Below are 25,505 nucleotides of genomic sequence, written 5' to 3' on the forward strand. Positions count from 1 at the left end.
GGGGCAATAAAAGGGTCAGCCTTTTGGCTGCGTCCTTACAAAGGTTTCACAAACACCTTGGACTTGCGCTGGAAATTATAGAACTTGAGTTTCTCTTGCGGCAGTTGCTCCACACTTTGTTCGCTAAAGCCGCGCTCCAGAAACCAGTGCTCGGTGCGGGTGGTCAGGCAAAACAGCTGTTTAAAGCCTTTTTGACTGGCTTGTTGCTGGCAAAAGTTAAACAGCTTGTCACCGCGGCCACCGCCACGGTAAGCGGGATCTATCGCCAGGCAGGCGAACTCTACCATTTTTTCCTCGTGAAACGGATATAAAGCCGCGCAACCGATGACGCGGTTATCGTGTTCCATCACATAAAAATAGTTGATCTCCATCTCGATGCGTTCGCGGCCGCGCCGCACCAGAATGCCCTCATTCTCCAGGGGTTCAATCAACCGCAAAATACCGCCTACATCTTCGATATTGGCCTGACGCATGGTTTCCAGTGACAGTTCAGTGATCATGGTGCCTATGCCCTGGCGCGTAAACAGCTCCTGAATAATGGCGCCATCAATGTGGCGCGAGATCAGGTGGGTTCTGGCCACGCCATGCTCGCAGGCTCGCACGGCGGCGGGCAGGTAATAATTGACGTCCTCGGAATAGAAAATCGGCTCATCACTTTCCTGCACGTTACGTAGCAGGTTGCGCGCCTTGGCCGAGGTCATTTCGCGCAACAATTCGCCGCGCAGATTCTGGATGCCTTCTGAGTCCATCAGGAAAATCAGTTTTTCTGCATCCAGCGCAATCGCGGCACTCACGGCGACATCTTCCAGGGTCAGGTTAAAGGTCTCGCCGGTGGGCGAGTAACCCATGGGCGACAACAACACCATCTCGCCATCGTCCAGCCGTTTCTGGATGCCGACCGCATCAATCTTGCGCACTTCGCCGGTATGTTGCAGATCCACACCGTCGCGTACGCCCAAGGGTTTGGCAGTGACAAAATTACCACTGGCAACACGGATGTCGCTGCCTGCCATCGGCGAGTTGGCAATGCCCATGGATAACAGCGATTCAATCTCTACCCGGATGGCGCCATTGGCCTCTTTTACCGCCTCCATGGCGGCATCATCGGTAATCCGCAAGCCGTTATGCAGTTTGGGGGTGAGGTGATCACGTTTCAGGCGTTGCTCAATTTGCGGCCGGGCACCATGGACTAATACCAGTCTGACTTCGAGGCTGGCTAGCAGGTTGAGGTCGTGCGAAAGCGCCACAAACTGTTGTTCACTGACGACTTCTCCGCCAAATGCAATGACAAAGGTGCTGCCGCCAAAGGCGTGGATATAAGGCGCCGCAGAGCGAAACCAATGCACAAACTCTTTGCTATTCGTGCTAGAGAGGATGGCGGGTGGCGTGTTGGTCAGTGAGACGGGGGTTAGGTTGGCATCATAGAGCCGGCCAGGCGTGGTATGCAGCGCCTGTGCGGCGGCGCGTAGCAGGGCTTCAGAGATGCCAATCTCACCGCGTTCAATGCGCGATAAATTGCTGGCATCTGTGCCCATGCGGGCAGCCAGTTGCTGCAAGGTTAAATTTTGCGATTTACGCAATTCCCTGATGTTTGAGCCGAGCATTTTGCGTTTAATTTAAGGTTAATTTGCAAAATAATAAATAAAAATGGTTTTTATTGCAAATATTGGGGTGTTGATTTTTCACCGATGAAAGCAGATAAACGTCGATCAGGCGAGACCCGGTGTGAGTTTTTAGCGTAAGCAAAGCGCGCGCAGTTTCAAGCGCAGCAGAATGTTAGCAGGGCAGTCCGCGCTCATCGGCGTGTATCGGCGCTTAAAAATTTTTGTGGTTGTAGATTTTCAAGGGTAACGGCACATAAAAAAATGACGGCCAAGGCCGTCATATTAAGGTCAAGAACACAGAGAGACTACGTCAACATCAACTGACTGGCTGCGGGCGGATTGAGCGATAGACACGGTTGCTCTGCCGTTTGCTCAATACCAGCTGCCAGAGTTGCCCTTGCCGGGCGCGGAAATAGCCTGCACAACACATCAGGTAGTATTTCCACATCCGGTAAAAACTTTCATCATACTTAAACTGCAATTCAGGCCAGGCACGGTTGAATTTGTCCCACCAGGCCATCAGGGTGCGGTCATAATCCGGTCCGAAGTTATGCCAGTCTTCAATTAAAAACTTTTCTTCAATCGCCCCAGTGATTTCGCTGGCCGAGGGCAATTTGCCATTCGGAAAAATATAGCGGTCTATCCAGGCGTCGGTATGCAGGGCGGTTTTATGATTGCCTATGGTATGCAACAAAAACAGCCCGTTATCCTTAAGCAAACGCTGTGCGGTGGCAAAATACGTTTCGTAGTTCTTTTGGCCCACATGCTCAAACATGCCGACCGAGACAATTTTGTCGAATTGACCATGCAACTCGCGGTAGTCCTTGAGCTGGATATCCACCGGCAATCCTGCACAACGTTCTCTGGCTAAGGCCTGTTGCTCAACTGACACCGTGATGCCGAGCACCTGCACCCCATAATGTTGTGTCATATGCTTGGCCAGCCCACCCCAGCCACAGCCGATTTCCAGCACGCGGTCGCCGGGTTGTAAATCCAGCTTTTGGCAAATCATATCCAGCTTGTGACGCTGGGCTTCTTCCAGCGTTTGCGCATGTTGCCAGTAGCCGCAAGAGTAACTCATGCTCGAATCCAGCATGGCTTCAAACACATCATTGCCAATATCGTAATGTTGCTGCGCCACCTGATAAGCCCGGTGCGGCGCTTGCAGGTTAAACAGGGTATGACGAATGATCTCAGCCAATAATTTGAGTCTGGCCGTCCCGCCCATTTTTTCATCCAGGTCCGCCCGCATGACGCGATGGAAAAACTCGTCCAGTCGGTTGCAGCCCCAGCGGCCCTCGATAAACGCCTGTCCCAGTCCGAGCGAGCCTTTGGTCAACACATCGCGGTAGACGCTTTCTTCATACACCTGGATATCCCAGGGCGCGTTGCCGTTAATCGTGATCCCAGCGCCCGCCAGCAAACTGGCCAGCGTATCCGGTGGCGCGGGATGCGCACTGAGGTAATGGTTGGTCGTGGTTTTCGGCATGATCGTTTGATAATCCCTAATAACACTTCACGTAGGCATGACTGATGGATTGCATCATAAAAACAGTTGCGCTTGCAGACAACTCGTCATATGACGTATGACAGATTTGATGGCAAAGATTCCGTCGGGCAGGATGGTTTTAACGAGCTAAAGCGGTTGCTGTCAGGGCTGCAATGCTGCAAACCATACTGACAGGCTGGCGATGCTGAGCAGGGTACTCAAAAACACGGCCGCGGCATACAGTGCGCCATCCAGGTGATAGCGCTCGCAGATGATAATGCCAAATACCATGGTCGGCATGGCAGCCAGCAAAATGCAGGCGGTCAGGGTGTCACCCGAGATGCCCAGCCATTGTGCAAAGCACCAGGTCACCAGCGGTGCGACGCACAGGCCAATGGCACACACGGGCAATAACAAGGGCATGAATTTCAGTTTAAAAGTATCCCAGCGGATGCTCATGCCCAGTGCAATCAACATTAAGGGCACCACGCCCCCCGCCAGGGTATGCAAGGCATGTGCAACCATGACCGGTTGCGGAATGTGACACAGATTGAGGATGGCCGCCAAGAGCAAGGCCCATAACGGTGGCACGCGCATGAGTTCCTTGAGCGGGTGCGAGCGTTGTTCTGCATGGCCAAAATGTTGCGCCATGAGCATGCCCAGGCTGAGCAAGATCGGCGTGCAGGCAAACAGGTCAAACTTGAGCACGATCTCATGCGTCCAGTCACCCAAAACCTCGCTGGTCACCGGTAGTCCAAGGTAGGTTGCGTTCGGGAAAGTGGCCGCCAGCATCAGTGCGCCTTGCTGGGCACGGTTCACGGTCGTCAGGCGCTGCAATAATTGCAGTACCAGCCACATGCACGAGGCCGCGACCGTCAGCCGGCACACGGCGGTCAGCGCAATCTTGACTGCACTCAAATCAAACGGCGCCTGCCATAAAATATTGAGCACCAAGGCTGGCAATAGCACATAAAACACCAGATCTGTCAGCGCACGTCGGTGCGACAGGGCGGTGATATGTGAGGGCGCCCACCGTTGCCAGAGCATGCCTGCCATAATCAGCAAGGCCATTTGCAGCATGACTTGAAACATGTGCCGCCTTATAAACCGAGCGCGGTCAGTCCGGGGTGCTCATCCGGGCGTCTGCCCAAGGGCCAGAAGAATTTGCGGTCTGCTTCTTTAATCGGCAGGTCGTTAATACTGGCGTGGCGCTGCATCATCAGCCCGGCGTCGTTAAACATCCAGTTTTCATTACCGTAGCTGCGATACCAATTGCCCGCGTCGTCGTGCCACTCGTAGGCAAAGCGCACAGCAATCTTGTTATCCAGAAACGCCCAGATTTCCTTGATCAAACGGTAATCCAGTTCGCGCGCCCATTTGCGCGTTAAAAACTGATGTACCTCTGTACGCCCCACCGGAAACTCGGCACGGTTACGCCAAACTGTATCTTCCGTGTAAACCTGAATCACGCGATCCGGGTCGCGGCTGTTCCAGGCATCTTCGGCCATGCGTACTTTTTGCATGGCAGTTTCCAGGGTAAAGGGCGGTAAGGGTGGGCGGGGTTCCATAGAGGCTCCTTGGGTTGCTAAGTGTGCAGTGTCAGACCTGCTTAAAAGTCTCCCCACAGTGACTGCATCACGCTCATGGCAGTCAATGCAGCAGTTTCGGTGCGTAAAATCCGTGGGCCAAGCACGATAGACTGGAAGTGATGTTGCGAGGCGAGCGCAATTTCTGCCGCGCTCAAGCCGCCTTCCGGGCCAATTAATAAATGAATGGCGTTTTTTTGCGGGTTTAGTGATGCCAGCCTTTGTGCACCGACAGGATTCAATAACAGGTTAAGGCTGTCAGCGGTCGCGTGCTGGCTCAGCCATTGTGCAAGCGTGAGAGGCGCGTGTACTAACGGAATTATGGCACGGCCACTTTGCTCGCAGGCGGCAATCACCACGCCTTGCCAGTGTTCGACGCGTTTTTCGGCGCGGTCGCCACTGAGCTTGGTCACGCAGCGCTCGGTGCTTAACGGGAAAATTTCGCGCACACCCAGTTCCACCGCTTTCTGGATGGTGTAATCCATGCGGTCGCCGCTGGAAATACCTTGTAGCAGGCGGATATTCAGTGGCGATTCATTGCTGACCTGTGTGCGGCTGAGGACTTCAACGGTAGCGGATTTTTTCTCGACCTGCGTCAGCGCGCAGAGATAGTCAAAACCATCCCCACAAAACAACATCAACGTGTCGCCTACTTTGAGCCGCATGACTCTGACTGCATGCGCCATGGCGTTATCACTGAGTGGGACTGATTGGCCCACAGTCAATGCAGCCGGGCTATGAAAGCGTAAATTACTCATGACTGGCATTGTAACCAAAATGCCTCTGTGCGGGCACGGTGGTGACAAGATTCACCTTGACGTCTTAATCACGTACCATAATGGTTTGATCTAATGGCAGGAGCAACGCTGATGGCAAGTATTAGCCCCCCCGTATGTGATTTTGGCTGGAAAGCACCGGCATTCAATTTGCCTAATGTAGATGGCAAGCTCGTCAATCTTGAAACCAGCATGGGTCCAAATGGTCTGCTGGTGATGTTTATCTGTAACCATTGCCCTTACGTGAAAGCCATCTTGCCTCGCCTGATCGCTGACGTAAAAGAACTACAGACGCTGGGCGTGAATACGGTGGCGATTATGTCGAATGACCCTTCCGATTATCCGGAAGACAGCCCTGAAAACATGCGCAAAATTGCCACCGAGATGGCGTTTCCGTTTCCTTATCTGTTGGACGAAACTCAGCAAATTGCCAAACTTTATGATGCCGTGTGTACGCCGGATTTTTTTGGATTTAACAAAGACTTTGAATTGCAATACCGGGGTCGGTTTGACGAGAGCCGCAAGGAAACCGCTCCTGAGAGTAACCGTGAATTGTTCAAAGCCATGAAGCAGGTGGCCGAAACTGGGCAGGGGCCAAAAGAGCAAATCGCCAGTATTGGTTGTTCTATCAAGTGGAAAGAATGAGCGTTAACCGGGCGTGCCGTCAATGCGTGGTTGACTGAGGATCGGCCAATAGACAAGCGTAAATAATGTGAATGCGGCGATCCAGGTGCTGGCCGCCAGCATCACTGACAAACGGTAAAAGTCTGGTAGCACGATAGGCAATAACACCCGACTCAGGGTAGCAAAAATGACCAGGCTAAATATCCATACCAAGCTACGCGGTGGGTTGTGAATATTGCGGCCTGTGTGCCCTAAAGAGACCCTAGCCATCATCGCCAGCGTAATCACGCCGATACCACCAATCGCCCAGCAATGGATGGCCAGAATCACCGAAATGCTTGGTAGCAAAAAACTCAAGGCATATAGCAAAAAGCCCAGGTTGATGAGCCACAGCCCCAGATAAAAACTCCACAGTAGCGGCAGCTGCCAAATGCCGGGGGTATGCCAGCGCCATAACCTAAAGCTTGCGCTGATGCTGATAGTAAGTCCTAACACTATATTCAGTATTTCAGCATTGGCGGTTAATATATTGATCAACAGTGCGGCCAGGCAGACCATCAACAGACGGTCTATCCAAACTGAATTTTTGAGCGTCACCTGTTCTTTCACGCCGCGCTCAATAAACATGGGCAAAATGCGGCGGCTCATCACCATGATCAGGCTGACATTGAGCAGTAAACCCATCCATAGCGCGGCAGATGCGCCTTGGTTTGTCCAGCCCAGCGCTTGCGAATAAAAGGCCAGGTTGCCAACCGACAGCAACAGTACTTTTGACAGTACGCCCAGCTGGCGCCATTGCTTCACCTGAATAATCGGTCTGGCAATCGCGATGAGCAGCCACAGGTTGAATAGGCCGTCAAACGCAGCTGCCAATGCGATCAGGGAGGGTGCCATCAGCATGACGGTGCGGGCCAATGCCCAGCAGGTGACCAAGCCCATGAGCGGGCGACCATGCAAGGTCTGCAGACCGGTCCAGTTTTTGACCGCGGTCAGTAAAAATCCGGCAATCACGGCAAAGGCAAAACCATATAGCATTTCGTGTGCATGCCACTGTGATGCGGTCACGGTGTTCAACACTGGCGCCGAAAGCGTTGCATATTTCCACACCCAGAGGCCAATCGAGAGCACCGCAAAACCGGCAGCTAACAAGAAAAAAGGCCTGAAGCCCAGGTTGAACAGGGCAAACTGCTTAGCCGGTACCTTGCGGCTGGGAGGTGAAATGGTGAGTGGTTGCATGCAGGCCTCCTCAAAAGCGTATAGCGAATAATAAGGCGCTGAGGTGCCCGCATATTGCGCTGACGCAAACATGATGCATGCAAAAATGCCAATTAAAAACCCCGCGCTGAACGGGGTTAAATCAACATCAGGCCTGATGGCCAAGGTGTCGGTGAGTTATACACGCAGCGGTTGTTTTCTAAACAGGCACAAGCCTGCGACCCCCAGGCCAAGCAGGCTGGCGGATAACGGCTCGGGCACTGGCGTCGCCAGCGTCGTCGCATAGGTGACATCGTCTACGGCAAACGTACTGGAGCAGCAACCGGTGCCAGCAAAGACGATGCGATTAAACGCCACATCGGAGGTGAACCCAATAAAGCCATTTAGAGTTTGATTGCTGACGTAAGGGTCTGGCGCGGCATAGGTGGCAATATGATGGTATTCACCATAGGCTGGGCCGATACGGGCCAAGCTGATGGAGAGCAATTGTAGCCGACTATTGTTCATGGTGAGCCCAAAGGCAGTGATTGGCTGACTAAATATCAGATCCGCCCAGCCGCCGTATGAGCTGTTGAAATAGAGGTTGGTTGTGCCATTAATATCTATCGCTGAAGAAGGTGCATCGACACTGACACTGCCGCTCAATGTGAAGTCATTTAGGTGGATGCCGGTGCTGCTGGGATCGAGGTCTGCCGTCACTGCGTCAAAGGTTTCGCTAGACACCGTACCCGCTGCAGTCAAAAAGCTGGCTTTATCCGTGTATACCGTGAAGGCTGCCATCGTGGGCATGCTAGTCAGGCCAATAGTAAAAAGCGTAACGAGTTTGATAAACCAAGCTGGATTAATCACTGGGGATGACATCACATGCTCCTTTTAAATAAATGATGGGATGAGAATGCTTGTATGTGTGTTAAAGCGACCTGGCAAAATATGCCTGTATTTTCTCAAGCGCTTTGACGACGCCATAACAACAGCGGCAAGCCCATCATGAGCAGCCAGGCCTGGCTTGGCTCTGGCACTGGGGTCACTGCCCAGCTGGCGACGACCAAAAACTGGTTGCTGTATATATTGTTGAGTTGCAAGCGCGAGGCCGTGCTCTGTCCGCTGAGTTCTAGCAAACCACTTGAGATTTCGCCGATATAGACTTCACCTTCACCTTGCAACACTGCCGAACCGGCATAATCGCTGTTACCAATCACCGTCAGGCCATTTCCCTCCAGCAAACTGATGCGATCATATAATCCATTCCGTAACAGAGCATAGCGAGCAGCATCTGGCAGGTTGAGTTCTACCAAGCCGCTGCTGCTATTGCCTAAGTAATAGATGGAGAGCATGGCGTCAGTCAACCCAAGTAATGCCCCATCCAGCGTCAATTGAGGGGCGGCACTTGTCGTGAGCGGCATGCCCAGCGCTTGATCCAGTTGCGAAGCAAAATCATGCTCATTGCTGCCGCTGGCAATCAGTGATAATGCCGCCAGCGACAGGGCTGCATTATCACTGGTCAGGTCTTCGCTGCTAAAGCCAGCCGTTGAGCGTCCCAGAGAGGGGTTCACGGTTGCGGTGACGTTCCATAGCTGGCGCATGAGATCGAAGGGTGAGTTGAACGTGGTAGGGGCTGTCGCGCCTGCATTAAGCAAGGTTGCACTGTCTCTGGCGGCTGCGAGCAGTGTTTGTGCATCTTTTAGCTCGGGCGTGCGGGCGATTTTCAGGGTATTTTCGACTGCGACATCCGTCAGTACGCTATTGCGCAGGGATTGAATATCGGTTGCGGCAGCATCCCAGCGAGCGGCTGCGACTCCGCCACCTGCCCCTGGGGTGGCGGCGAGGGCATCTGCCACATATTGGCTACGTGTTTTGGCGGTAAAGGTGGCATTCACATTGACTGTGCCGGATAAAGAGAGCCCGGCATAATTGATGCTCACCCCATCCGCGGTAAACGTGGGTGCGCCACTGGCTTGCAAGCGTATGGGTTGCACCAGTGCCGCTGCACTGGTGGTTGAGTTTGAGAGCGGAGAGAGAAATTTTAACGTGCTATAGACTTCGTCGCGGGTACAGGAAAGCGCGGTTGCACGGCAAAACCAGGTGGCATCGAGGTTGAGTGACTCGGTGGTGGTCAGTAGGCCGCCGCTTAATGTGGCGCCGGCTTCTATCCGCGTCAGTGTGCGTTGGCTATCTGGCAATACTGAAACCCCAGGGTCATTTAGTGAAATAAATTGATTTCCTCTTAGTTCAATCGTCATGCTGCCGCTACTGAACGTTCCAAGTCGGGTGCTCAAAAACCGCGCATTGGCAATACTTGGGTCCAAGGTCAACAGCTTGTCAATCTGGTTGCTGTAAGTGGTGATATCCACGCCATCGACAGACACCGAGGTGGTTCTGTTCATGATGGCAATCTCGTTAAAGTTTAGCCGCATGTTAGTTGCGATTTCTGTGGCGAGGGCCTGGAAAGGCAGGCAAGCAGCCAACACAATGATGGCGGCAGATGGTTTAGCGTAGCGCTGCAAGGTCAACATGACAAACCCTTTGCCCTGGTTGGGCACGATATTAAGAATGTCCCTAGACTAGTGCAATCATCCGAAAAAAGGCACCCCCAGTTCAGGGGGTGCCATCACAGTTACTCAAAGGGTGAAACAGTCATTTTATTTTTACTAGGATTTTGGCGCGTGACAGCGCCTTTATTCTGTAGTCGATTTGCGCGTGCGCCTGTATCCAACCACGCCCAGCAAGCCCAGACTGAGCATGAGCGCCGAGGTGGGCTCTGGCACACTGCTCACCATTTGCCCATACTGGATATGATCGACTTCAATGCCGCCCCCGGTGCCTATGGTGATTGATTTTATGCCACCGGCAAACTGCACACCAAAGAAACGGTCATCGCCGGTGGTGCCGCCAAACGTGCCATCAGGAATGCCCGTATACGACTGTGAACCCAGTGATTGCCCCAGTGCATCTGTTGCGCTGAACGTAATGGTGCCAGAGCCATCCGTCCAGACCACACCAAAGGCTGTTGGCAGAGGTCCGCTACCCGTGTAAGTGAAGGTCACATTGCCTGAAAACCAGCTACGTCCTGCGGTGCCAAAGCCATCAATGTTGCCATCATCGGCATCCACCGAGTCGGCAATGCCAGTGGGTCCATACACTGAACCGTTACTGGCACTGATAGACGCATCCAGCGATCCATCTTCCAGATTATCTAGTAAGACAGGATTGTCTCCCAGGTAAAAGCCAGCCGGGATGTCACTCGAGGATAGGTAGGGCGTGGGTCCCCAGAAGATCGCGGTACTACTCATGGCATGTGCCATATTGGCACTGGCAAATAAACAGCCAGTGAGTGCGGTCACTATTGTTAATCTGTGCATGTCTCTCTCCTCCTGATGATTGGAGTGCTCATCTTAGAGACTTTGCCATTTTGCTTGCACCCCCTGGATAGGGGGTGTTAATGGGGAGCTTGCGCGAATGCTTGCAACGGCAGTTGCAGACAGAGCTTGAGCCCGCCTGCGGACAAGGCTTCAAAGTGCACTTCACCGCCCAGCAGCGTCGCGCGTTTCTGAATATTGTTCAAACCGCGGCCTTTGTTTCTGGCCGACTCGGCGGGCAGCCCGATGCCATTGTCACTCACCGTCAGTAACAGCTGCCTGTCGCTACAACGCAGGTTGACTGTGACCTGGCTTGCCTGGGCGTGGCGGATCACATTTGAAACCGCCTCGCGGATAATGCGGCCCAGGTTGAGGACTTGCGGTTGCGTCAGGAGCAGGTGGTCTTCCTTCATCTCAATCTGCCAAACCAGCTGGATATGGACATCACTCAAGCGTTTTTCGCACTCGATACGGTAGTCGGCCATGGCATCCGTCAATGGGATATGTTCTGTCCCGGCCCGTGAAACCACATCGCGCAGGTCTTGCAGGGCAGACCTGGCAAGTTCGGCATTGTTGCTGTCTTGGGCGCGGTATACCAGAGTCAGCAGTTTGGCTCCCAAGTCGTCATGCAGGTCCTGGTAAATCCGCTCGCGCTCCTCCAGTGAGGCCTGCTCTTTGAGAATGGACTGCAATTGCTGAAAGTTTTGATTCAGCTCTTCATGCTTGGAAACCACGCGTTGTTCGAGTTGCTGATTCAGTTGCTCGTAATCATTGAGGGCCCCCACATACCTTGAAGTCATCATGAGCCCGACAATCAAAAACAGCACGGGGGCCGAGAATTGCATCAGATATTCCTCATTGCTCACCCAGTGGTTGAGTGCAGCAATATTGGTGTGGATCAGCCAGTCATGAAATGCAAATAGCAGGATCAAACTCAAGGTTAGCAACAGTAAGTTGGCGTCCTTATTGCGGTGCAAAATGCCTTCTTTTGCCAGCAAGCAGAGGCCGAACACCACCACACCCATGGTCACCAGGTGCCATACATCGGTGACGTCAGTAAAGTAGGCGTCGGGAGTGCACAGCAAAGTCAGCGGCGACATGATGAGGATCGCCCACAGTAACTGATTGAAACGCTTGAGTCGGATGCCGACAAAATCAAGCAGTGAGATGAGCCACAAGGTGGCAATCGCCTGAAAACTCGCATTCACAAACAACTCCCATTGCGGGGTCGGCAACGGCGCTGTGATGATGTAAAAATTGAGGGATTGCAGTGCCCAGACAAAGGCTGCCAGTCCAAACAGGCCGTAGGCGGTATCCTGCTTTCTGCGCCACCACAGGCTCAGCATCAGCAGCCCAATCCCCACGATCAGCAAGCTTGACGTCTGGTTCAGTGTGATACGGATAAATCTGGCTTCTTCAAAGCGCGGTTGCAGATGCTCTAATGTATCTATTTGCGGCGGAGCGAGCATGCCTTGAGAGTGTGCGGGGGCAATGACTCTTACGAGTAACAGATTGTCGCGGGGCTTGAGCAGGTGGGGCGGGATGGCAAATAACAAGGGGCGGTTCCAGTGCCTGGCGACGGGCTCTTCAAACGCACCGCCAGAGCCTATCTTCTCACCATTGAGAAACGCTTCCGCATTCAGGCTGAGCCTGGAAAGGTAGAGTCCATACAAAGCCTTCTGGCTGAGTGTCGGGTAATCAAACTGAAAGCGATACCAGCCTATGCCCTCTGCCGTCGGATGAGTGATCTTCCAGATGTCCGGCAGGCTGGCAGTTTGCCAGTCTGCATGGTCACCTGGGGGCTGGGGAGCGGCACTCTGGACAAACTCTCCTTGTTTCATGCTGACTAGAGCGTTGCTGGTCACCTCAGGGGTTGCAAATGTGCTTAGGGAGGCGAACAACAGCCACAAAAAAATGCAGCTATCGCGCAATGGTTTTAACAGGGCATGCACGGAAAAGCTCATTTAAACAAGGCCGTCACTTGCAGGTAAATATCGCGCACATCGACAAAGTTGCGCCCGGAAAACGTATCCTGCATTTCGAGCCTGACGATGAGCGGCAGCGGTAATTTGCCTTGTTGCCAGGCCTGGATGCCACTCCAGGTCGCACTGAGCCGGTATTGGTCTGCGCGGGTGTAGGTGTTCGTTTCCAGGCTGCTGGTATCGGTGCCAAGGTTAGAGCGGTAAGTGTCAGACTGCTTTTCATAACGGTGCCAGGTAGCCGCCCAGCGCCAGTTGGACCAGCGATATCCCAACTCAATATCGGTTTCATAAAAGTCCCCCAGGTCGCGCTGTAATCTTTGTTTGCTACTGGCGAGGGCCAGTAACTGGCCTGATGAGGGGATGCGCATGCTGGCTTTGTCGCGGGTTTGCCAGTTGTAATCGGCCAGCAAGCGCAAGTCGAGGTGGCTGCCTATATTCTTGAAATATTCTATGCGGGTGCGCAGGTCGTCGCTACCGTCGCCGGGCGGCGTATCCAGCAAGTTATCCGGGTCGTCTTTTCTGGCCAGACCCACTCGCCAGCCGATGCCCACAATCAGGCTCTGGTCTGCCGCCTTATAAGCCCGCCAGAGCACGCCTATGGTCGGGTCGCTAAATCCCTCTGACTGTTGAGAAGCAATCCGCTTGTATTGATAACCATACGCCGGGTTCGTCAGGATATTTTGCACGCCAGCCGTATCCATGGGAGCCACCGCGCCACCCGCAGGCGCAAACGGAAAGTTGCCTGCGCTAATCGGTTGGCTCGCATCGAATCCCGGATTGGCACCAACGGTCGCCCCGCTGACGTCAAAACTGACACGGGTGTGTGATTTTACATAAGGGATAATCGCGCCTATGGTGATATCCGGCGTGATGCCATAGCCGATGGTCAATGTGCTGATCTGGTTACGCACCTCACTCTTGAAGCGCGTCGTTCCCAGCGAGGCACCGGGACCTAATAGTGCGAGTGAAGGGAAAATGCTGCTATTTAATTGAATGCCGTCAAAGCTGGCGCCTAGTCCCTGCAAGTTGCCATGTTGATCATAGGTCTGGTGGTAGTCGTTGTTGCGTTGCTCAAAGCGGATGCCCCAGCTACTTTCAGGCGCCATGGTGTTGAGGCCAAATGCCGTGGGTATGGGTAATTCATCCATGGCGAATGCCTGTTGGGTTAGAAAGTTACCCAGCAATAGCCCGCCCATCAATAAACTGATCAAGTTCAGGCGTAATAGGGGGCGCATTCGATTCGGCAACAAAACAGGCAAACACAAAAGAGTCTTGGTCATGAGTGTATTCGAATTATTTTTTGATCGGAGCCCCCTGTTTGCGGGGGTGTTATACGTTGAATTTGGTATATAGTTTTTATCCCAACGCTATTGCTGTCCTAGCCACTGCCCTATGATGAAAACTGCTTTTATTCTTGAGGATACTCCCGAGTCACAATTGTGGCTGTCTGAGGTCCTGCAACAGAGTTTTCCAGATATCCAGATACACGCAGCCAATCACATCGCGCAGGCACTCACTGCGTTGAACCATCTATCAGCAATCGATATCGCGCTCATTGATTTGAGTCTACCAGATGGTAGCGGGGTTGCGGTGATTGAATGGTTAAATCGTCATTCACCGCAAACAATTTGTGTGGTAGCCAGCATATTTGATGATGATAGCCACATTTTCCCGGCATTGCGCGCAGGGGCGCATGGTTATTTACTGAAAGACCAGCCGCAAACCGCTATCGTGCAGGCGCTGAATGGCATTGTGACGGGGCAGCCGCCACTGTCACCCGCGATTGCGCGCAAGTTATTGCGGCATTTTCACGAGCCCTATGTCGAGGCGACTGCGCAAGGCGTTCTCACCGAGCGTGAAAAAGAAGTGTTGTCGATTATTGCCAAAGGCATGACCATGGCAGAAACCGCCAATATCCTGGGTCTCAAGCGCAATACGGTGGCGGGGTACGTCAAGGAAATCTACCGCAAATTAAATGTTTCTTCGCGGGCTGAAGCCGCCATCACGGCACAACGCATGGGGCTGATTTAATCTTTCAGGGCACTTACAAAGCCCTTGCCCTGTCTTTCTTAATGCAAAGGCGCATGACCCCGCCATTTTCTGCAAGGTATAATCAGCCAAATTAAAACATGGGAAGAGCATCATGACGACAAAACTAAAATGGGGCATTCTCGGTGCTGCGCGTGTGAATGAGCGCCTGCTACCTGCGATTGTAGAGGCCAGCAACTCACAACTGGTCGCCATCGCCAGCCGCCGCCCGGGCGCCGCCAAGGCCACGCTGGATAAATACGCACCCAATGCGGGTGGTGTTAGTTGTTATGACGATATGGAGAGCCTGCTCACAGACAGCAATGTTGAAGCTGTCTATTGCCCCATGGCCAACGAAGAGCATGCCGAATGGGCGCTCAAGGCGATTGCGGCGGGCAAGCACGTGCTGATTGAAAAGCCGATGACGACCAAGTTGGCAGATATTGATGCGATTGAATCTGCCGCCAAAGCCAGAGGGGTGACAGTGATGGAAGGCTTTATGTACCGCTTTCATCCGCAGCATGCCAAGGTTAAAGAATTAATCGACAGCGGGCTGATCGGCGATGTGCTGTCATGCCGTGCCAGTTTTTCTTTCCTGATGGCGCCTGCACGTATGTACCGCATTACCCGTGATATGGCCAACGGTGGTGGTGCCATGTGGGATATTGGGCCTTACGCCATCCATGCCTTGCGCTGGTGTTTTGCGCAAAACGGCGTCCCTGCCGAACCTAAAGATGTATTGGCCTATGGCAAACTCAACGAGCATGGCGCCGATGTGGTTGCCAGTGGTGTGCTCGATTTTGGCCATGATGCACAGGGACGTGCGCGTTTCGGCCACTTTGATGTGAGTTTTGAGCGTGGCCGCAAAGCCGAGTATGAGCTGATTGGCGATAAGGGCTGGATCAAATGCCACAATATGTGGTCTTATCCCGGCGATGACCCGGTCATTAGCTGGGAAGCGGGCGGCAAGTCAGAAACGATTGTGCTGCCCAAGGCTAACCACTTTAACCTTGAGATCGAGCACTTTGGTGATTGTGTGCTCAATGGCAAAGCGCCTTTGCTCACTTTTGATGATGCGCGTGGTAATTGCAAAGCAATTGAAGCGGTGATTGCGGCGTTGAAACGTTAAGGCTTTGCACAATAAAAAAAGGATGCCTTGGCATCCTTTTTTTATTGCTGAGTTGGTGTTTTAAAACTTGCCATGCTCTAAATCTTATTAGGCTCTAAATCTTATTATCTAGGCCCATCTGGTAATACTTATGCACAATCTTCTCCTGGTTTTCTAACAACCAGTCTATGCTAGGCTCATTGCGCAAGGCTTTTTGAATCGCCTTGAAGGTTGCCTCACGGTGAATATCAAACAGCGCCTTGTGGTCGATTTTCTCTTGTTCCAGAATGGCCGGGCTTAACCATACGGAAACGATAATCCCCAAATCATTGGCTTTTTCTTTGGGGATATCGCCACTACGTACGGCATCGAGTACGCCGTTGGCAATGGCGCCTTGCACTGTGCCCATTAAAATATTGGTATAACGCGGGTCTTTCACGGTCACTTTGCTCACCATCAGCGTCGCTGGGCGCACCATAATGTCGGTGTTCATAATCGCCAGTACGCGGGTATGGCCTTTGACCTGGTCGCCCAGCAGGTTGGCAAATGCCGTGCCCATCGGGCCATTCATTTCACCAATCGCCACCTCGGGTTCAGCGGCCGTGCCGGGTGGGCCGCCTGCCACCAGTGCTTCACCCACACGCATAATAATTCGATCATCAGACATCTTTGGAGCTCCTTTGCTATCAATGTATTGCAACATGGTAGGGGAATTCTCCCACCATGGCTAGTTGCATGCGCTCGGTATCGCGGTTTTACCGCTTGAGGCACCAAGCGCATGCATGAATTTAATAACCATTAACGCTTGAAGAAAAGCAGGTTCTAGGGAATAATCTAGCCTTTCCGTAAAAGGCTGGTTTTCTGGCTTTTTTAAAGAATTCAATCAAGGTTTTGCAGCTTTTTGTGTAAGACCGTTCACTTTCACTCTAGGGAGAAAACAATGGCAACTCGTGTCGACTTGTGCAACGCCATCCGTGCTCTGAGCATGGACGCTGTACAAAAAGCAAACTCCGGCCACCCAGGCGCACCTATGGGCATGGCTGAAATTGCTGAAGTATTGTGGAACCACAATCTGAGCCACAACCCAAACAACCCACAATGGGCTAACCGTGACCGTTTCGTATTGTCCAACGGCCATGGCTCTATGTTGATCTACTCCTTGTTGCACCTGACTGGTTACGATGTGACCATGGACGACATCAAGTCATTCCGTCAACTGCACTCCCGTTGCGCTGGTCACCCAGAGTACGGCTACGCACCAGGCGTTGAAACAACCACCGGTCCATTGGGCCAGGGTATTGCGAACGGTGTTGGTTTTGCCATGGCAGAAAAACTGCTGGCTAGCCAGTTCAACAAGCCAGGCCACGACATCGTTGACCACTACACATACGTGTTCCTGGGCGACGGCTGTATGATGGAAGGCGTTTCTCACGAAGCTTGTGCACTGGCTGGTACATGGGGCCTGGGCAAACTGATCGCTTTCTGGGATGACAACGGTATTTCTATCGACGGCCACATCGAAGGCTGGTACACAGACGACACTGCAGGCCGCTTCAAAGCTTACGGCTGGCACGTTGTTTCAGTAGATGGTCACGACCAGGCTGCGATTCAAAAAGCCATCGACGAAGCTAAATCAGTGACTGACAAACCATCACTGATCTGCTGCAAAACCATCATCGGTAAAGGTTCTCCTAACAAGTGCGGTTCACACGACTGCCACGGTTCTGCATTAGGCGAAGCTGAAGTTGCTGCTACCCGTGAAGCTATCGGCTGGCCACACGCACCATTCGAAATTCCTGCTGACGTATACGAAGGCTGGAACCAAAAAGACAAAGGCGCAAAACGTGAAGCTGACTGGAACGCTAAGTTCGACGCTTACGCTAAAGCTTACCCAGCAGAAGCTGCAGAATTCAAACGCCGTATGGCCGGTGAATTGCCAGCGAACTGGAAAGCACTGACTGACGCAATCATCGCTGAAACAAACGAAAAAGCTGAGAAATTGGCCACTCGTCAAGCTTCACAAAAAGCCATTACTGCGTTGGCGCCAATCTTGCCAGAATTCCTGGGCGGTTCCGCCGACTTGACAGGTTCTAACCTGACAGCTTCTAAAGACTTCAAACACGTAAGCGGCAAAGAGCCAGGCAACTACATCTCTTACGGTGTACGTGAGTTCGGTATGGCTGCGATCATGAACGGTATGGCATTGCACGGTGGCTTGTTGCCATACGGCGGTACTTTCCACATGTTCTCTGACTACATGAAAAACGGCATGCGTATGTCTGCGTTGATGCATCAACGTGTGATCTACGTGCTGACCCATGACTCTATCGGTCAAGGTGAAGACGGTCCTACCCACCAACCAGTAGAAAACACTTCTGGTCTGCGTATGATTCCTCGTATGGATGTATGGCGTCCAGCTGACTCTACAGAAACAACCGTTGCATGGGTTGCTGCTGTTGAGCGTACTGAAGGCCCAACCAGCTTGGTATTGAGCCGTCAAGCTGTGCCAGGCATCAAGCACGATGCTAAAGACTTTGAACTGATCCGCAAGGGTGGCTATGTGTTCTCTGACGCTGCAGGTAAAGCGGATGTGATCATCATTGCTAACGGTTCCGAGTTGGATCTGGCGATTCAAGCGGCTGCTGAATTGAACGCTGCGGGTACTAAAGTGCGTGTGGTTTCCATGCCATCCACCAACGTATTCGACCGTCAAGACCAAGCTTACAAAGACAGCGTATTGACTCCAGGCGTTAAACGCGTGGCTGTTGAAGCTGCTCACCCAGACTTCTGGCGTAAGTATGTAGGTATTGAAGGTGCCGTTGTTGGTATCGATACCTTCGGCGAATCCGCACCAGGCGGCGCACTGTTCAAACACTTCGGTTTCACCGTAGAGAATGTTGTGAACACAGTGAAATCTGTTTTGTAATTTAGACCAGATTGCTGCATAAAAAACCGCTTCCTCGTGAAGCGGTTTTTTTTCGCCTATATGCCGTGAAACAACCCATCCACGGCAAGGTTACTCTTGCTTAGCTTGTGAGCAAATTCACTTGTACATTCACAATCAACTTAGGCTGAATATTGGGGCCGATAAAGCTGCCAGCCACTGGCGGGATCGTTTCCGGGTTACGGGAAACCGCCACGGCAATATGTTGTGTGCCGGTCACCTTGCCTGCGGTGGGGTCAAAGCCTTTCCAGCCGGTGCCTGGCAAATATACCTCAGCCCAGGCATGCGTGGTGGCGTTACCGGCCTCAGTCGCCGGGGCATGCAAATAGCCACTGACAAACCGGCTGGCCAGTCCCAAGAGGCGGCAAGCTTCAATAAACAAGGTGGCATAGTCACGGCAAGAGCCACTCAGCTTATTCAAGGTGGTGGCCGGGGTCTGCACGCCAGGTTCTTCGCGAATCTGGTAGCGAAACTGGGTATAAATCGCCTGATTCAGGCGGGTCAGCAGTTCAAATGTATTGATACTGCCGTTTCTCAGCCCCAGTTGTAGCAGCCACTGGCTCACCGCATCTTGATCATCCACAAATGTGGGGCGCTGAAAAGCCGCCAGGTCTTCCCAGTCAGCCTGCGCATAGGCAAACGGATAATTCACTGCATAGGGTTCAATCCAAAAATCCAGTGGGGCCTCTTCATAGTGTTGAATCACCACTTCACTTGCAATGGTGAGTCTGTCGCTCGCTTGCAAAAACGTGACAGCCGCCAGCGAGTTATCAAACACATCGCGATACCATTTGATCTGATAGGCAGGCGTAATGTTAAGGATGGAAGACTCGATACGCAAATCGTGCCCCTCACGCGGCCGCAGCAATAAATAATGCTGCTGCAGTGTGACTGTGCCCGAGAAGAGATATTCAGTCAGATGTTTGATTCTTAATCGTTTCATGGTGTGTTTCTCGCACCGCTTAAATCGGTGCGGCGGCCAATTGCGTGACACGCACCTGCATCAGCGCCGGGTACAAGGCCGGGCCAAACTGGTTAAAAATGGCAACATCGGCCGCATCGCGCCCATAGGCCACAGTAATGCGTCCGCCCATTGATTCTGACTGGCTCGGGTCAAACGTGTACCATCCCCCATTCACATACGCTTCAAACCAGGCATGAAAGTCCATCGGTTGTAGCCCGTGCAAATACCCCACCACCATGCGTGCCGGGATGCACAACCCTCGGCACAAGGCGATGCCCAAATGCGCCAGCTCACGGCAAACGCCTTCGCGCTGCTGATTCACCTCAACCGCAGACAGCTGAAAATGTGGAGAATCCGGATTGAAACGAATATTCTGGCGTATCCATTGCTCGATGGCCTTTACCTGGTCGTATCCAGGCAACACGTTGGCGACAATTTGCTGGCCCAGATCAATGAATTTATCTGACTCACAATAGCGTGACGGCAGTAAATAAGTCAGCACATGGTTAGGCAAATGCTGAACCTCTTCAAACCGCCCGCCGGGCGCAGTCTCAAGCTTGTCAGCGGTCAAAATATCCGCCGATGTGCTGATATAAAACTCATCCACAGGCGCAATCAGGCGCTGGCAAAGATTGCCATAAGTGTCGGTATATTCTTCCACCGGCACACTGGGCTTAAGCGTATAAGACTGCCGAGCCACCCACTGATGCACCCCACTGCGCGGCCTCAGCATCAAAATAAACGGTGTGGGAATACTGACAACAAAGCTGATATCACATTCAGTACGTAACCACATGTGCAATCCTTAAGTGATGCAAGCCAACCCATTCTAGCCTGCTTTCAAGACATATGTGCAAAAGTGAATGAATAACTAAGACATATCAATAATAACCCTGTAAAATTTATGGTTTTACAGTTTTAGCCAGAAAGTTTTTTATGTCATTACCAGCCTGCCCAAAATGCCAATCCGAATACACCTACGAAGACGGTGATAACTACGTCTGCCCAGAGTGCGCGCATGAGTGGAGCAAAGTGGCCACTGCCGAATCAGAAGAACTCAAAGTCGTGCGCGATGCCAACGGCAACGTGCTGCAAGATGGCGATACCATCACCGTGATCAAAGACCTGAAAGTCAAAGGTTCTTCATCCGTCGTTAAGGTCGGCACTAAAGTGAAAAACATCCGCCTAGTCGATGGCGACCATGATATCGACTGCAAGATTGATGGCTTTGGCGCGATGAAGCTGAAGTCGGAGTTTGTGAAAAAGGCTTAGTTGGTTTTATTGGCCGGCTCTTAAAGCCGCTCGATCTAGCTGTATAGCGAGCATATTTCAATACGATACTTATTTCTTTTTTAGTCCCAATTGTTGGTTCTCAAGGATGTCTGACAGATTGACTTCTATCCAATCTGTCAGCGCCTCCACTTTCAGGCTGATGCCTTCGCCTAGCGGTGTCAGCGAGTATTCCACATGCGGCGGTACAACCGGGTAAGACACGCGTTGTACAAAGCCATCCTGCTCTAATTGTTGCAGCGTTTGTGTGAGCATTTTTTCACTGATCACCCCCACTCTTCGCCGCAGCTCACTGAAGCGGAGCGTCCCGCCCAACAACGCCACCAATACCAATACCCCCCATTGGCTGGTCACGTGCTTCAATATTTCTCGTGACGGGCAATCAGGCGAGAGCACTTCTCCGCGTCGCATGGCATTGGCCAATACACCTGTCTTCTGATCTATTTTCATACTTACCTTTTTGTGCGTACTTACTTTTAGTAAGTATAGGTGATAACCTGCGCGTTCTCAATTTATTTCATGTGTTGAAAGGGAATATTATGATTGTTGTTACCGGCGCTACGGGCCAGTTGGGTCGTTTAGTCATTGAACATTTACTCAAAAAAGTGCCTGCAAGCAGTATTGTGGCTGCTGTGCGTAATGCTGAAAAAGCGCAAGACATTGCGGCGTTGGGCGTGCAGGTACGCTTTGCCGATTACAACCAACCTGAAAGCTGGGATGCTGCATTGTCTGGCGCAGAAAAAGTCTTACTGATCTCATCGAGCGAAATCGGCTTGCGCGTGAAGCAGCATCAAGCCGTGATTGATGCCGCCAAGCGAGCAAATGTGCGCTTATTGGCTTACACCAGCCTGTTACGCGCGGATACTTCGTTACTGGGCCTAGCTGTCGAACATAAGGCGACCGAAGCTGCGATACAAAAAGCGGGCTTGCCGTTTGTCATATTGCGAAATGGTTGGTACACAGAAAACTATGCCGCGGGGATTCCAGCGGCATTAGCATTGGGCGCAGTGTATGGTGCGGCTGGAAAAGGCAAGATCTCAGCTGCAGCACGCGCTGACTATGCAGAAGCGGCCACTGTGGTACTGACCACGGATCACCACACAGGCAAAGTGTATGAGCTGGCAGGGGACACGGCATTTACGCTGGAAGAGTTTGCCGCCGAACTCTCACGTCAAACCGGTAAAGCGATCCCCTACGTCAATCTACCCCAAGCCGAGTATAAAAAAGCATTACTCAATGCCGGCTTGCCTGAGCCCATTGCCGAGTTGTTGTCTGACTCGGATACTGGCGTATCAAACGGTCAGTTGTTTGATGATGGCAAGCAATTAAGCCAGCTCATTGGTCGCCCAACTACGGCATTAGAGGAGGTCATCAAAGCTGGTCTATAAATGAAGATGACGCTGAGCCCAATGACTCTTGTTCTGTCATTTAAAACAGCTTGACCGATAAACACCGCCTCCCACAGGGCGGTGTTTTTTATGGTAATTGGCAGATAAACACGTCACGCACACTGCAATCACGCCTCTATCCTCCGGTTTAATGGTAGTCTGACCAAAATTATTATTAGCCCGTAAGATGAAAACCCCAAAAAGATTAGAGCCGCTGCTTGAAGATGGCGTGATAGATGAAGTGATGCGCCAGTTGATGAGCGGTAAAGAAGCCACGGTGTACGTGGTGCGCTGCGGTGAAGAAACACGCTGTGCCAAGGTGTATAAAGAAGCCAACAAACGCAGTTTCCGCCAAAGTGTCGTTTACACCGAAGGCCGCAAAGTTAAAAGCAGCCGTCAGGCGCGGGCCATGGCCAAAGGCTCAAAATACGGCAAACAGGCACAAGAAGAAGCCTGGCAAAGTGCAGAAGTCGATGCGCTGTACCGGCTTGCTGCCGCAGGTGTCAGCGTGCCCACCCCCTATCAATTTTACGAAGGGGTGTTGATCATGGATTTAGTCACCGACGCCCAAGGCAATGCCGCGCCAAGGCTCAACGACGTGGTATTCACCGCCGAACAAGCCCGCCAGCATCACCAATCGCTGCTCAAAGAAGTCGTGCGCATGCTATGCGCTGGAATCGTCCACGGCGACCTTTCCGAATTTAATATCCTGCTGAGTAGCGATGGCCCCATCATCATCGACTTACCCCAAGCCGTCGATGCCGCAGGCAACAACCACGCCATGAGCATGTTAGAACGCGATGTCGGTAATTTGGCTGATTTTTTCGGCCAATTTGCGCCTGAACTGCTAATCACGCAATATGGCAAAGAAATCTGGGCGCTCTACGCAAAAGGCGCACTCACGCCAGAAACGGTGCTGACTGGACAATTCAAACAAGACAGTAAACCGGTAGATTTAAAAAGCGTGGTGCGTGTGATAGACGCCGTGCGTGAGGATGAAGCCAAAAAGCAAATGCGGCTGGCAGAAGCCAAAGCCGCGCTGCCTAAGCCTAAACGATTTTAAGAACGGTAACTATTGAATGTTTAAGTAGTACGAGCTTGAGCAAGCTACTTTTCTAGACCTGACCCCGAGGTATGCGATATTTGAGTTATGTTTATAAGTTTGCAAGGGATAAAAAATCTGTAAACATTTCCGTAAACTCGAATCGATCAGTTCCATTTTCGACATACTTTTCCGCTAGACGAATTTGCTCACATGACATGCGAACCCAATAATCCTCTATGACTGTTGTACGACGAGTTCCTTTTATATCCCCAATTTTAACCTTTGCATCATCAGTGTCTGTAATTGAAAATACTGTACCTGCTGGTAAGTTTAAGCAAGACACGTCAATATAGTTTTCAGGCTCACGTTTTCTAGTGACATAGGCCTTGATGTTATCTGCTCTCAGCTCTGCGATCGCATCTGCATTTTTTGATGCTTCTGGAGTACCTAAGTCAGAGTCCAGTAGCACGCCGTAAGGAATGCCAAATTGAGTTATGATTTTCTTTGTTTGCCAATGTTTGATATTTCCACAACCTCCAATTGGAACAAGAGCAATACGGCATTCTTGGAAAGTGGCTGGGATATATCCTCCTTCTCTTAGTTTCTCTGCAGCGTGTGAAATGAAAGTCAAATCTCCTTTACCTTCAACAAGAATTACCGCATTTGCATTGTTTGGTATAGGGTGAGGAAGTACCCCCAATGTCTCGACGACCTTTTGGAATACCTCTTCTGTTCCTGAGCTGACAATACGAGAATGCTGCCCTCTTTCGATAAATCTCAAGCTGTTCAGTGGAAGAAGCCCAGCCAATGCTGGAGTATGTGTTGTGAGGACGATTTGACTAGAAGGCGACTCAGATAATTGCAAAAACGCTTGTATGAGAATTTCTTGATGATCTGGATGCTGAGAAGTTTCCGGTTCCTCAAATGCATAAATTACATTATTGCCAATATTCCCCGCTCTTCTTCTTTCGGCTTCGGCACGGAAGAAACTTAATAAAACTAACCGCCTTACTCCGCTGCCTCGCTTATTAATAGGAATGTTATCTTCTGCTTTGATGGATAGTTTAAATTGCGATGCGAAATTAGGTTCTGACCTGAACTCTGGAGTTAACTCACGTGCAAGCTCAGGGGCCATTTCTTGAAGTTTCGCTAAAGTTCTGTTTGCTGTTTCAATGGCTTTTTCTCTGACTTGAACTTTTATCTCTTCTAATTGAGCTTCAAGTTCTTGTAGCGCCTGTTGAATGGCTATTTTCATCGGGTCTACAACCTCTTTATCATCATCACGGCTTTGTCTGTCGGATTGAAAAAGGGCAAATATGGGTAAGTAATTACTAATAGCTTCGTAGACTTTTTTTGTATCTTCTTTGTCTACCAAGAGTTCGGTACCACTGATTTGTAAGTCTGCAATATGATTGCGAATTGCGGCTCGTATTGAGGCATTTACATTTGCATTGTAGTTCGCCGCTGGAATGCCCATATTTATTGCTCTTTGCCGAAGCTCAGCTCTTTTAAGATCTAGTAAGTCATTTGCATTTTGTGCCGCGGGGTGTTGGCAAACAAAATATACTTTCTCTTTTGGTTTTGCTGCCGTTGCCGGAAATACTTTCTTAATGTGTAGCAATTGCTGATCATTTAAAAGATATTCTGCAGCAAGGCTGGTTGGATTGGCTGTATCAATTACAACCTCATTTGGTGCCCCTGAAAATATACAACCGATCTCAATTAAATTATTAGTTGAATTAATTGATAAATCATCTTTTTCGCAAACAACTTGCTCATTGTTGAAAAATATTTCTAAAGCCTCTAGAACTGTGGATTTCCCTGCATCGTTGCGACCAATAAAGGCAGTTAATCTTTCAAATGAAATTTCCGTTTCATCACGATAGCCACGAAAATTTTTAAGAATGATTTTTTCTAGTTTCATTCCATCCCCTTCGTTCGGAAATTGAGATTCCTATTCTTAGTTTGACCTAGTTTTTGTCTATAGAGCGATTGATTTAAGTTTTAATTCTTTTACTAGCCATAGTCGTAAAGTAAAGCAAATTTCAAAAAATTCAAATAGGCTTCTATCGGAGCTATAGTGGGGATTTCGAAAATTGGGGTCAG

The 25,505-nt window shown here is 51.2% G+C and carries 23 protein-coding genes; 7 read left to right on the top strand and 16 right to left on the bottom strand.

Translation table 11 applies throughout. From position 1 onward, the window contains the following. Positions 1-35: 35 nt before the first annotated feature. The 5 genes from argA to INP77_RS11575 all read right to left on the bottom strand — a co-directional run bounded on the left by argA (position 36) and on the right by INP77_RS11575 (position 5,437). Positions 36-1,604 (bottom strand): amino-acid N-acetyltransferase, encoded by a 1,569-nt coding sequence (gene argA, locus INP77_RS11555; protein WP_194749211.1) that lies wholly within the window; start codon positions 1,602-1,604, stop codon positions 36-38. 316 nt (positions 1,605-1,920) lie between these two features. Next, on the bottom strand, positions 1,921-3,093 hold the full coding sequence (gene cfa, locus INP77_RS11560; RefSeq protein WP_194749212.1) for a cyclopropane fatty acyl phospholipid synthase: 1,173 nt from the start codon (positions 3,091-3,093) through the stop codon (positions 1,921-1,923). 162 nt (positions 3,094-3,255) lie between these two features. Beyond that, positions 3,256-4,185 carry an AEC family transporter gene (locus INP77_RS11565; protein WP_194749213.1) on the bottom strand — a complete coding sequence of 310 codons (930 nt, stop codon included), beginning with the start codon at positions 4,183-4,185 and terminating at the stop codon, positions 3,256-3,258. An 8-nt stretch (positions 4,186-4,193) separates the two neighbouring features. Then, a complete protein-coding gene (locus tag INP77_RS11570) occupies positions 4,194-4,661 on the bottom strand; it encodes a nuclear transport factor 2 family protein (protein WP_194749214.1) in 468 nt (155 codons plus the stop codon). Positions 4,662-4,702: 41 nt separating this feature from the next. After that, the gene (locus INP77_RS11575) at positions 4,703-5,437 is read right to left on the bottom strand and encodes a 16S rRNA (uracil(1498)-N(3))-methyltransferase (protein ID WP_194749215.1); all 735 of its coding nucleotides are present in this window, start codon (positions 5,435-5,437) and stop codon (positions 4,703-4,705) included. A 111-nt stretch (positions 5,438-5,548) separates the two neighbouring features. Here INP77_RS11575 and INP77_RS11580 point away from each other — a divergent pair, with 111 nt between their 5' ends. Further along, positions 5,549-6,100 carry a thioredoxin family protein gene (locus tag INP77_RS11580; RefSeq protein ID WP_194749216.1) on the top strand — a complete coding sequence of 184 codons (552 nt, stop codon included), beginning with the start codon at positions 5,549-5,551 and terminating at the stop codon, positions 6,098-6,100. A gap of 3 nt (positions 6,101-6,103) precedes the next feature. On the opposite strand, the gene INP77_RS11585 is transcribed toward INP77_RS11580, so the two are convergent. From INP77_RS11585 to INP77_RS11610, 6 genes are all read right to left on the bottom strand, one after another. Continuing rightward, positions 6,104-7,315 carry an NnrS family protein gene (locus INP77_RS11585; RefSeq protein ID WP_194749217.1) on the bottom strand — a complete coding sequence of 404 codons (1,212 nt, stop codon included), beginning with the start codon at positions 7,313-7,315 and terminating at the stop codon, positions 6,104-6,106. A gap of 156 nt (positions 7,316-7,471) precedes the next feature. Beyond that, positions 7,472-8,155 carry a PEP-CTERM sorting domain-containing protein gene (locus INP77_RS11590; RefSeq protein WP_194749218.1) on the bottom strand — a complete coding sequence of 228 codons (684 nt, stop codon included), beginning with the start codon at positions 8,153-8,155 and terminating at the stop codon, positions 7,472-7,474. Between the two features lie 83 nt (positions 8,156-8,238). Continuing rightward, positions 8,239-9,807: a hypothetical protein gene (locus INP77_RS11595; protein ID WP_194749219.1), complete on the bottom strand. Its 1,569-nt coding sequence runs from the start codon at positions 9,805-9,807 to the stop codon at positions 8,239-8,241. A 162-nt stretch (positions 9,808-9,969) separates the two neighbouring features. Next, a complete protein-coding gene (locus tag INP77_RS11600) occupies positions 9,970-10,653 on the bottom strand; it encodes a PEP-CTERM sorting domain-containing protein (protein ID WP_194749220.1) in 684 nt (227 codons plus the stop codon). 77 nt (positions 10,654-10,730) lie between these two features. Then, complete coding sequence (locus tag INP77_RS11605; protein WP_194749221.1) at positions 10,731-12,614, bottom strand: ATP-binding protein; 1,884 nt, start codon at positions 12,612-12,614, stop codon at positions 10,731-10,733. Continuing rightward, entirely contained in the window at positions 12,611-13,867 is a 1,257-nt protein-coding gene (locus INP77_RS11610; protein ID WP_228518903.1) for a hypothetical protein, read from the bottom strand. Before INP77_RS11610 ends, INP77_RS11605 begins: the two co-directional genes overlap by 4 nt. A 157-nt stretch (positions 13,868-14,024) precedes the next feature. On the opposite strand from INP77_RS11610, the gene INP77_RS11615 reads away from it, so the two are divergent. Together INP77_RS11615 and INP77_RS11620 are read left to right on the top strand one after the other, a co-directional pair. Beyond that, positions 14,025-14,663 (top strand): response regulator transcription factor, encoded by a 639-nt coding sequence (locus INP77_RS11615; RefSeq protein ID WP_228518904.1) that lies wholly within the window; start codon positions 14,025-14,027, stop codon positions 14,661-14,663. Positions 14,664-14,775: 112 nt separating this feature from the next. Further along, a complete protein-coding gene (locus INP77_RS11620) occupies positions 14,776-15,789 on the top strand; it encodes a Gfo/Idh/MocA family protein (protein ID WP_194749223.1) in 1,014 nt (337 codons plus the stop codon). A gap of 94 nt (positions 15,790-15,883) precedes the next feature. Here the strand turns inward: INP77_RS11620 and fae are convergent, their stop codons facing one another. Next, on the bottom strand, positions 15,884-16,435 hold the full coding sequence (fae, locus tag INP77_RS11625) for a formaldehyde-activating enzyme (RefSeq protein WP_049639931.1): 552 nt from the start codon (positions 16,433-16,435) through the stop codon (positions 15,884-15,886). Positions 16,436-16,708: 273 nt separating this feature from the next. On the opposite strand from fae, the gene tkt reads away from it, so the two are divergent. After that, positions 16,709-18,694: a transketolase gene (tkt, locus tag INP77_RS11630; protein ID WP_194749224.1), complete on the top strand. Its 1,986-nt coding sequence runs from the start codon at positions 16,709-16,711 to the stop codon at positions 18,692-18,694. Positions 18,695-18,794: 100 nt separating this feature from the next. On the opposite strand, the gene INP77_RS11635 is transcribed toward tkt, so the two are convergent. Next, positions 18,795-19,655 carry a transglutaminase family protein gene (locus INP77_RS11635; RefSeq protein WP_194749225.1) on the bottom strand — a complete coding sequence of 287 codons (861 nt, stop codon included), beginning with the start codon at positions 19,653-19,655 and terminating at the stop codon, positions 18,795-18,797. A gap of 19 nt (positions 19,656-19,674) precedes the next feature. Beyond that, positions 19,675-20,472: a transglutaminase family protein gene (locus INP77_RS11640; RefSeq protein WP_194749226.1), complete on the bottom strand. Its 798-nt coding sequence runs from the start codon at positions 20,470-20,472 to the stop codon at positions 19,675-19,677. 140 nt (positions 20,473-20,612) lie between these two features. Here INP77_RS11640 and INP77_RS11645 point away from each other — a divergent pair, with 140 nt between their 5' ends. Beyond that, complete coding sequence (locus INP77_RS11645; protein WP_194749227.1) at positions 20,613-20,948, top strand: zinc ribbon domain-containing protein YjdM; 336 nt, start codon at positions 20,613-20,615, stop codon at positions 20,946-20,948. A gap of 69 nt (positions 20,949-21,017) precedes the next feature. Here INP77_RS11645 and INP77_RS11650 read toward each other — a convergent pair whose 3' ends face one another. Then, complete coding sequence (locus tag INP77_RS11650; RefSeq protein WP_194749228.1) at positions 21,018-21,416, bottom strand: helix-turn-helix domain-containing protein; 399 nt, start codon at positions 21,414-21,416, stop codon at positions 21,018-21,020. Positions 21,417-21,505: 89 nt separating this feature from the next. On the opposite strand from INP77_RS11650, the gene INP77_RS11655 reads away from it, so the two are divergent. Both INP77_RS11655 and INP77_RS11660 read left to right on the top strand, forming a co-directional pair. Further along, complete coding sequence (locus INP77_RS11655; protein ID WP_194749229.1) at positions 21,506-22,354, top strand: SDR family oxidoreductase; 849 nt, start codon at positions 21,506-21,508, stop codon at positions 22,352-22,354. A gap of 187 nt (positions 22,355-22,541) precedes the next feature. Further along, positions 22,542-23,417, top strand: a complete 876-nt coding sequence (locus INP77_RS11660; protein WP_194749230.1) for a PA4780 family RIO1-like protein kinase — start codon at positions 22,542-22,544, stop codon at positions 23,415-23,417. A 91-nt stretch (positions 23,418-23,508) separates the two neighbouring features. Here INP77_RS11660 and INP77_RS11665 read toward each other — a convergent pair whose 3' ends face one another. Continuing rightward, positions 23,509-25,323, bottom strand: a complete 1,815-nt coding sequence (locus INP77_RS11665) for an ATP-dependent endonuclease (protein WP_194749231.1) — start codon at positions 25,321-25,323, stop codon at positions 23,509-23,511. Positions 25,324-25,505 lie beyond the last annotated feature (182 nt).

Source organism: Methylophilus sp. 13 (assembly GCF_015354335.1).
Lineage (GTDB): Bacteria > Pseudomonadota > Gammaproteobacteria > Burkholderiales > Methylophilaceae > Methylophilus > Methylophilus glucosoxydans.

What these genes read in the sequence shown, in the direction of transcription:
- INP77_RS11605 (WP_194749221.1), bottom strand. Translation starts at nt 12,614, where the DNA reads ATGAGCTTTTCCGTGCATGCCCTGTTAAAACCATTGCGCGATAGCTGC.
- INP77_RS11580 (WP_194749216.1), top strand. Translation starts at nt 5,549, where the DNA reads ATGGCAAGTATTAGCCCCCCCGTATGTGATTTTGGCTGGAAAGCACCG.
- INP77_RS11570 (WP_194749214.1), bottom strand. Translation starts at nt 4,661, where the DNA reads ATGGAACCCCGCCCACCCTTACCGCCCTTTACCCTGGAAACTGCCATG.
- INP77_RS11595 (WP_194749219.1), bottom strand. Translation starts at nt 9,807, where the DNA reads ATGTTGACCTTGCAGCGCTACGCTAAACCATCTGCCGCCATCATTGTG.
- INP77_RS11655 (WP_194749229.1), top strand. Translation starts at nt 21,506, where the DNA reads ATGATTGTTGTTACCGGCGCTACGGGCCAGTTGGGTCGTTTAGTCATT.
- cfa (WP_194749212.1), bottom strand. Translation starts at nt 3,093, where the DNA reads ATGCCGAAAACCACGACCAACCATTACCTCAGTGCGCATCCCGCGCCA.
- INP77_RS11635 (WP_194749225.1), bottom strand. Translation starts at nt 19,655, where the DNA reads ATGAAACGATTAAGAATCAAACATCTGACTGAATATCTCTTCTCGGGC.
- INP77_RS11660 (WP_194749230.1), top strand. Translation starts at nt 22,542, where the DNA reads ATGAAAACCCCAAAAAGATTAGAGCCGCTGCTTGAAGATGGCGTGATA.
- INP77_RS11610 (WP_228518903.1), bottom strand. Translation starts at nt 13,867, where the DNA reads ATGCGCCCCCTATTACGCCTGAACTTGATCAGTTTATTGATGGGCGGG.
- INP77_RS11665 (WP_194749231.1), bottom strand. Translation starts at nt 25,323, where the DNA reads ATGAAACTAGAAAAAATCATTCTTAAAAATTTTCGTGGCTATCGTGAT.
- INP77_RS11590 (WP_194749218.1), bottom strand. Translation starts at nt 8,155, where the DNA reads ATGTCATCCCCAGTGATTAATCCAGCTTGGTTTATCAAACTCGTTACG.
- INP77_RS11565 (WP_194749213.1), bottom strand. Translation starts at nt 4,185, where the DNA reads ATGTTTCAAGTCATGCTGCAAATGGCCTTGCTGATTATGGCAGGCATG.
- INP77_RS11600 (WP_194749220.1), bottom strand. Translation starts at nt 10,653, where the DNA reads ATGCACAGATTAACAATAGTGACCGCACTCACTGGCTGTTTATTTGCC.
- INP77_RS11640 (WP_194749226.1), bottom strand. Translation starts at nt 20,472, where the DNA reads ATGTGGTTACGTACTGAATGTGATATCAGCTTTGTTGTCAGTATTCCC.
- INP77_RS11575 (WP_194749215.1), bottom strand. Translation starts at nt 5,437, where the DNA reads ATGAGTAATTTACGCTTTCATAGCCCGGCTGCATTGACTGTGGGCCAA.
- tkt (WP_194749224.1), top strand. Translation starts at nt 16,709, where the DNA reads ATGGCAACTCGTGTCGACTTGTGCAACGCCATCCGTGCTCTGAGCATG.
- fae (WP_049639931.1), bottom strand. Translation starts at nt 16,435, where the DNA reads ATGTCTGATGATCGAATTATTATGCGTGTGGGTGAAGCACTGGTGGCA.
- INP77_RS11585 (WP_194749217.1), bottom strand. Translation starts at nt 7,315, where the DNA reads ATGCAACCACTCACCATTTCACCTCCCAGCCGCAAGGTACCGGCTAAG.
- argA (WP_194749211.1), bottom strand. Translation starts at nt 1,604, where the DNA reads ATGCTCGGCTCAAACATCAGGGAATTGCGTAAATCGCAAAATTTAACC.
- INP77_RS11615 (WP_228518904.1), top strand. Translation starts at nt 14,025, where the DNA reads ATGATGAAAACTGCTTTTATTCTTGAGGATACTCCCGAGTCACAATTG.
- INP77_RS11620 (WP_194749223.1), top strand. Translation starts at nt 14,776, where the DNA reads ATGACGACAAAACTAAAATGGGGCATTCTCGGTGCTGCGCGTGTGAAT.
- INP77_RS11645 (WP_194749227.1), top strand. Translation starts at nt 20,613, where the DNA reads ATGTCATTACCAGCCTGCCCAAAATGCCAATCCGAATACACCTACGAA.
- INP77_RS11650 (WP_194749228.1), bottom strand. Translation starts at nt 21,416, where the DNA reads ATGAAAATAGATCAGAAGACAGGTGTATTGGCCAATGCCATGCGACGC.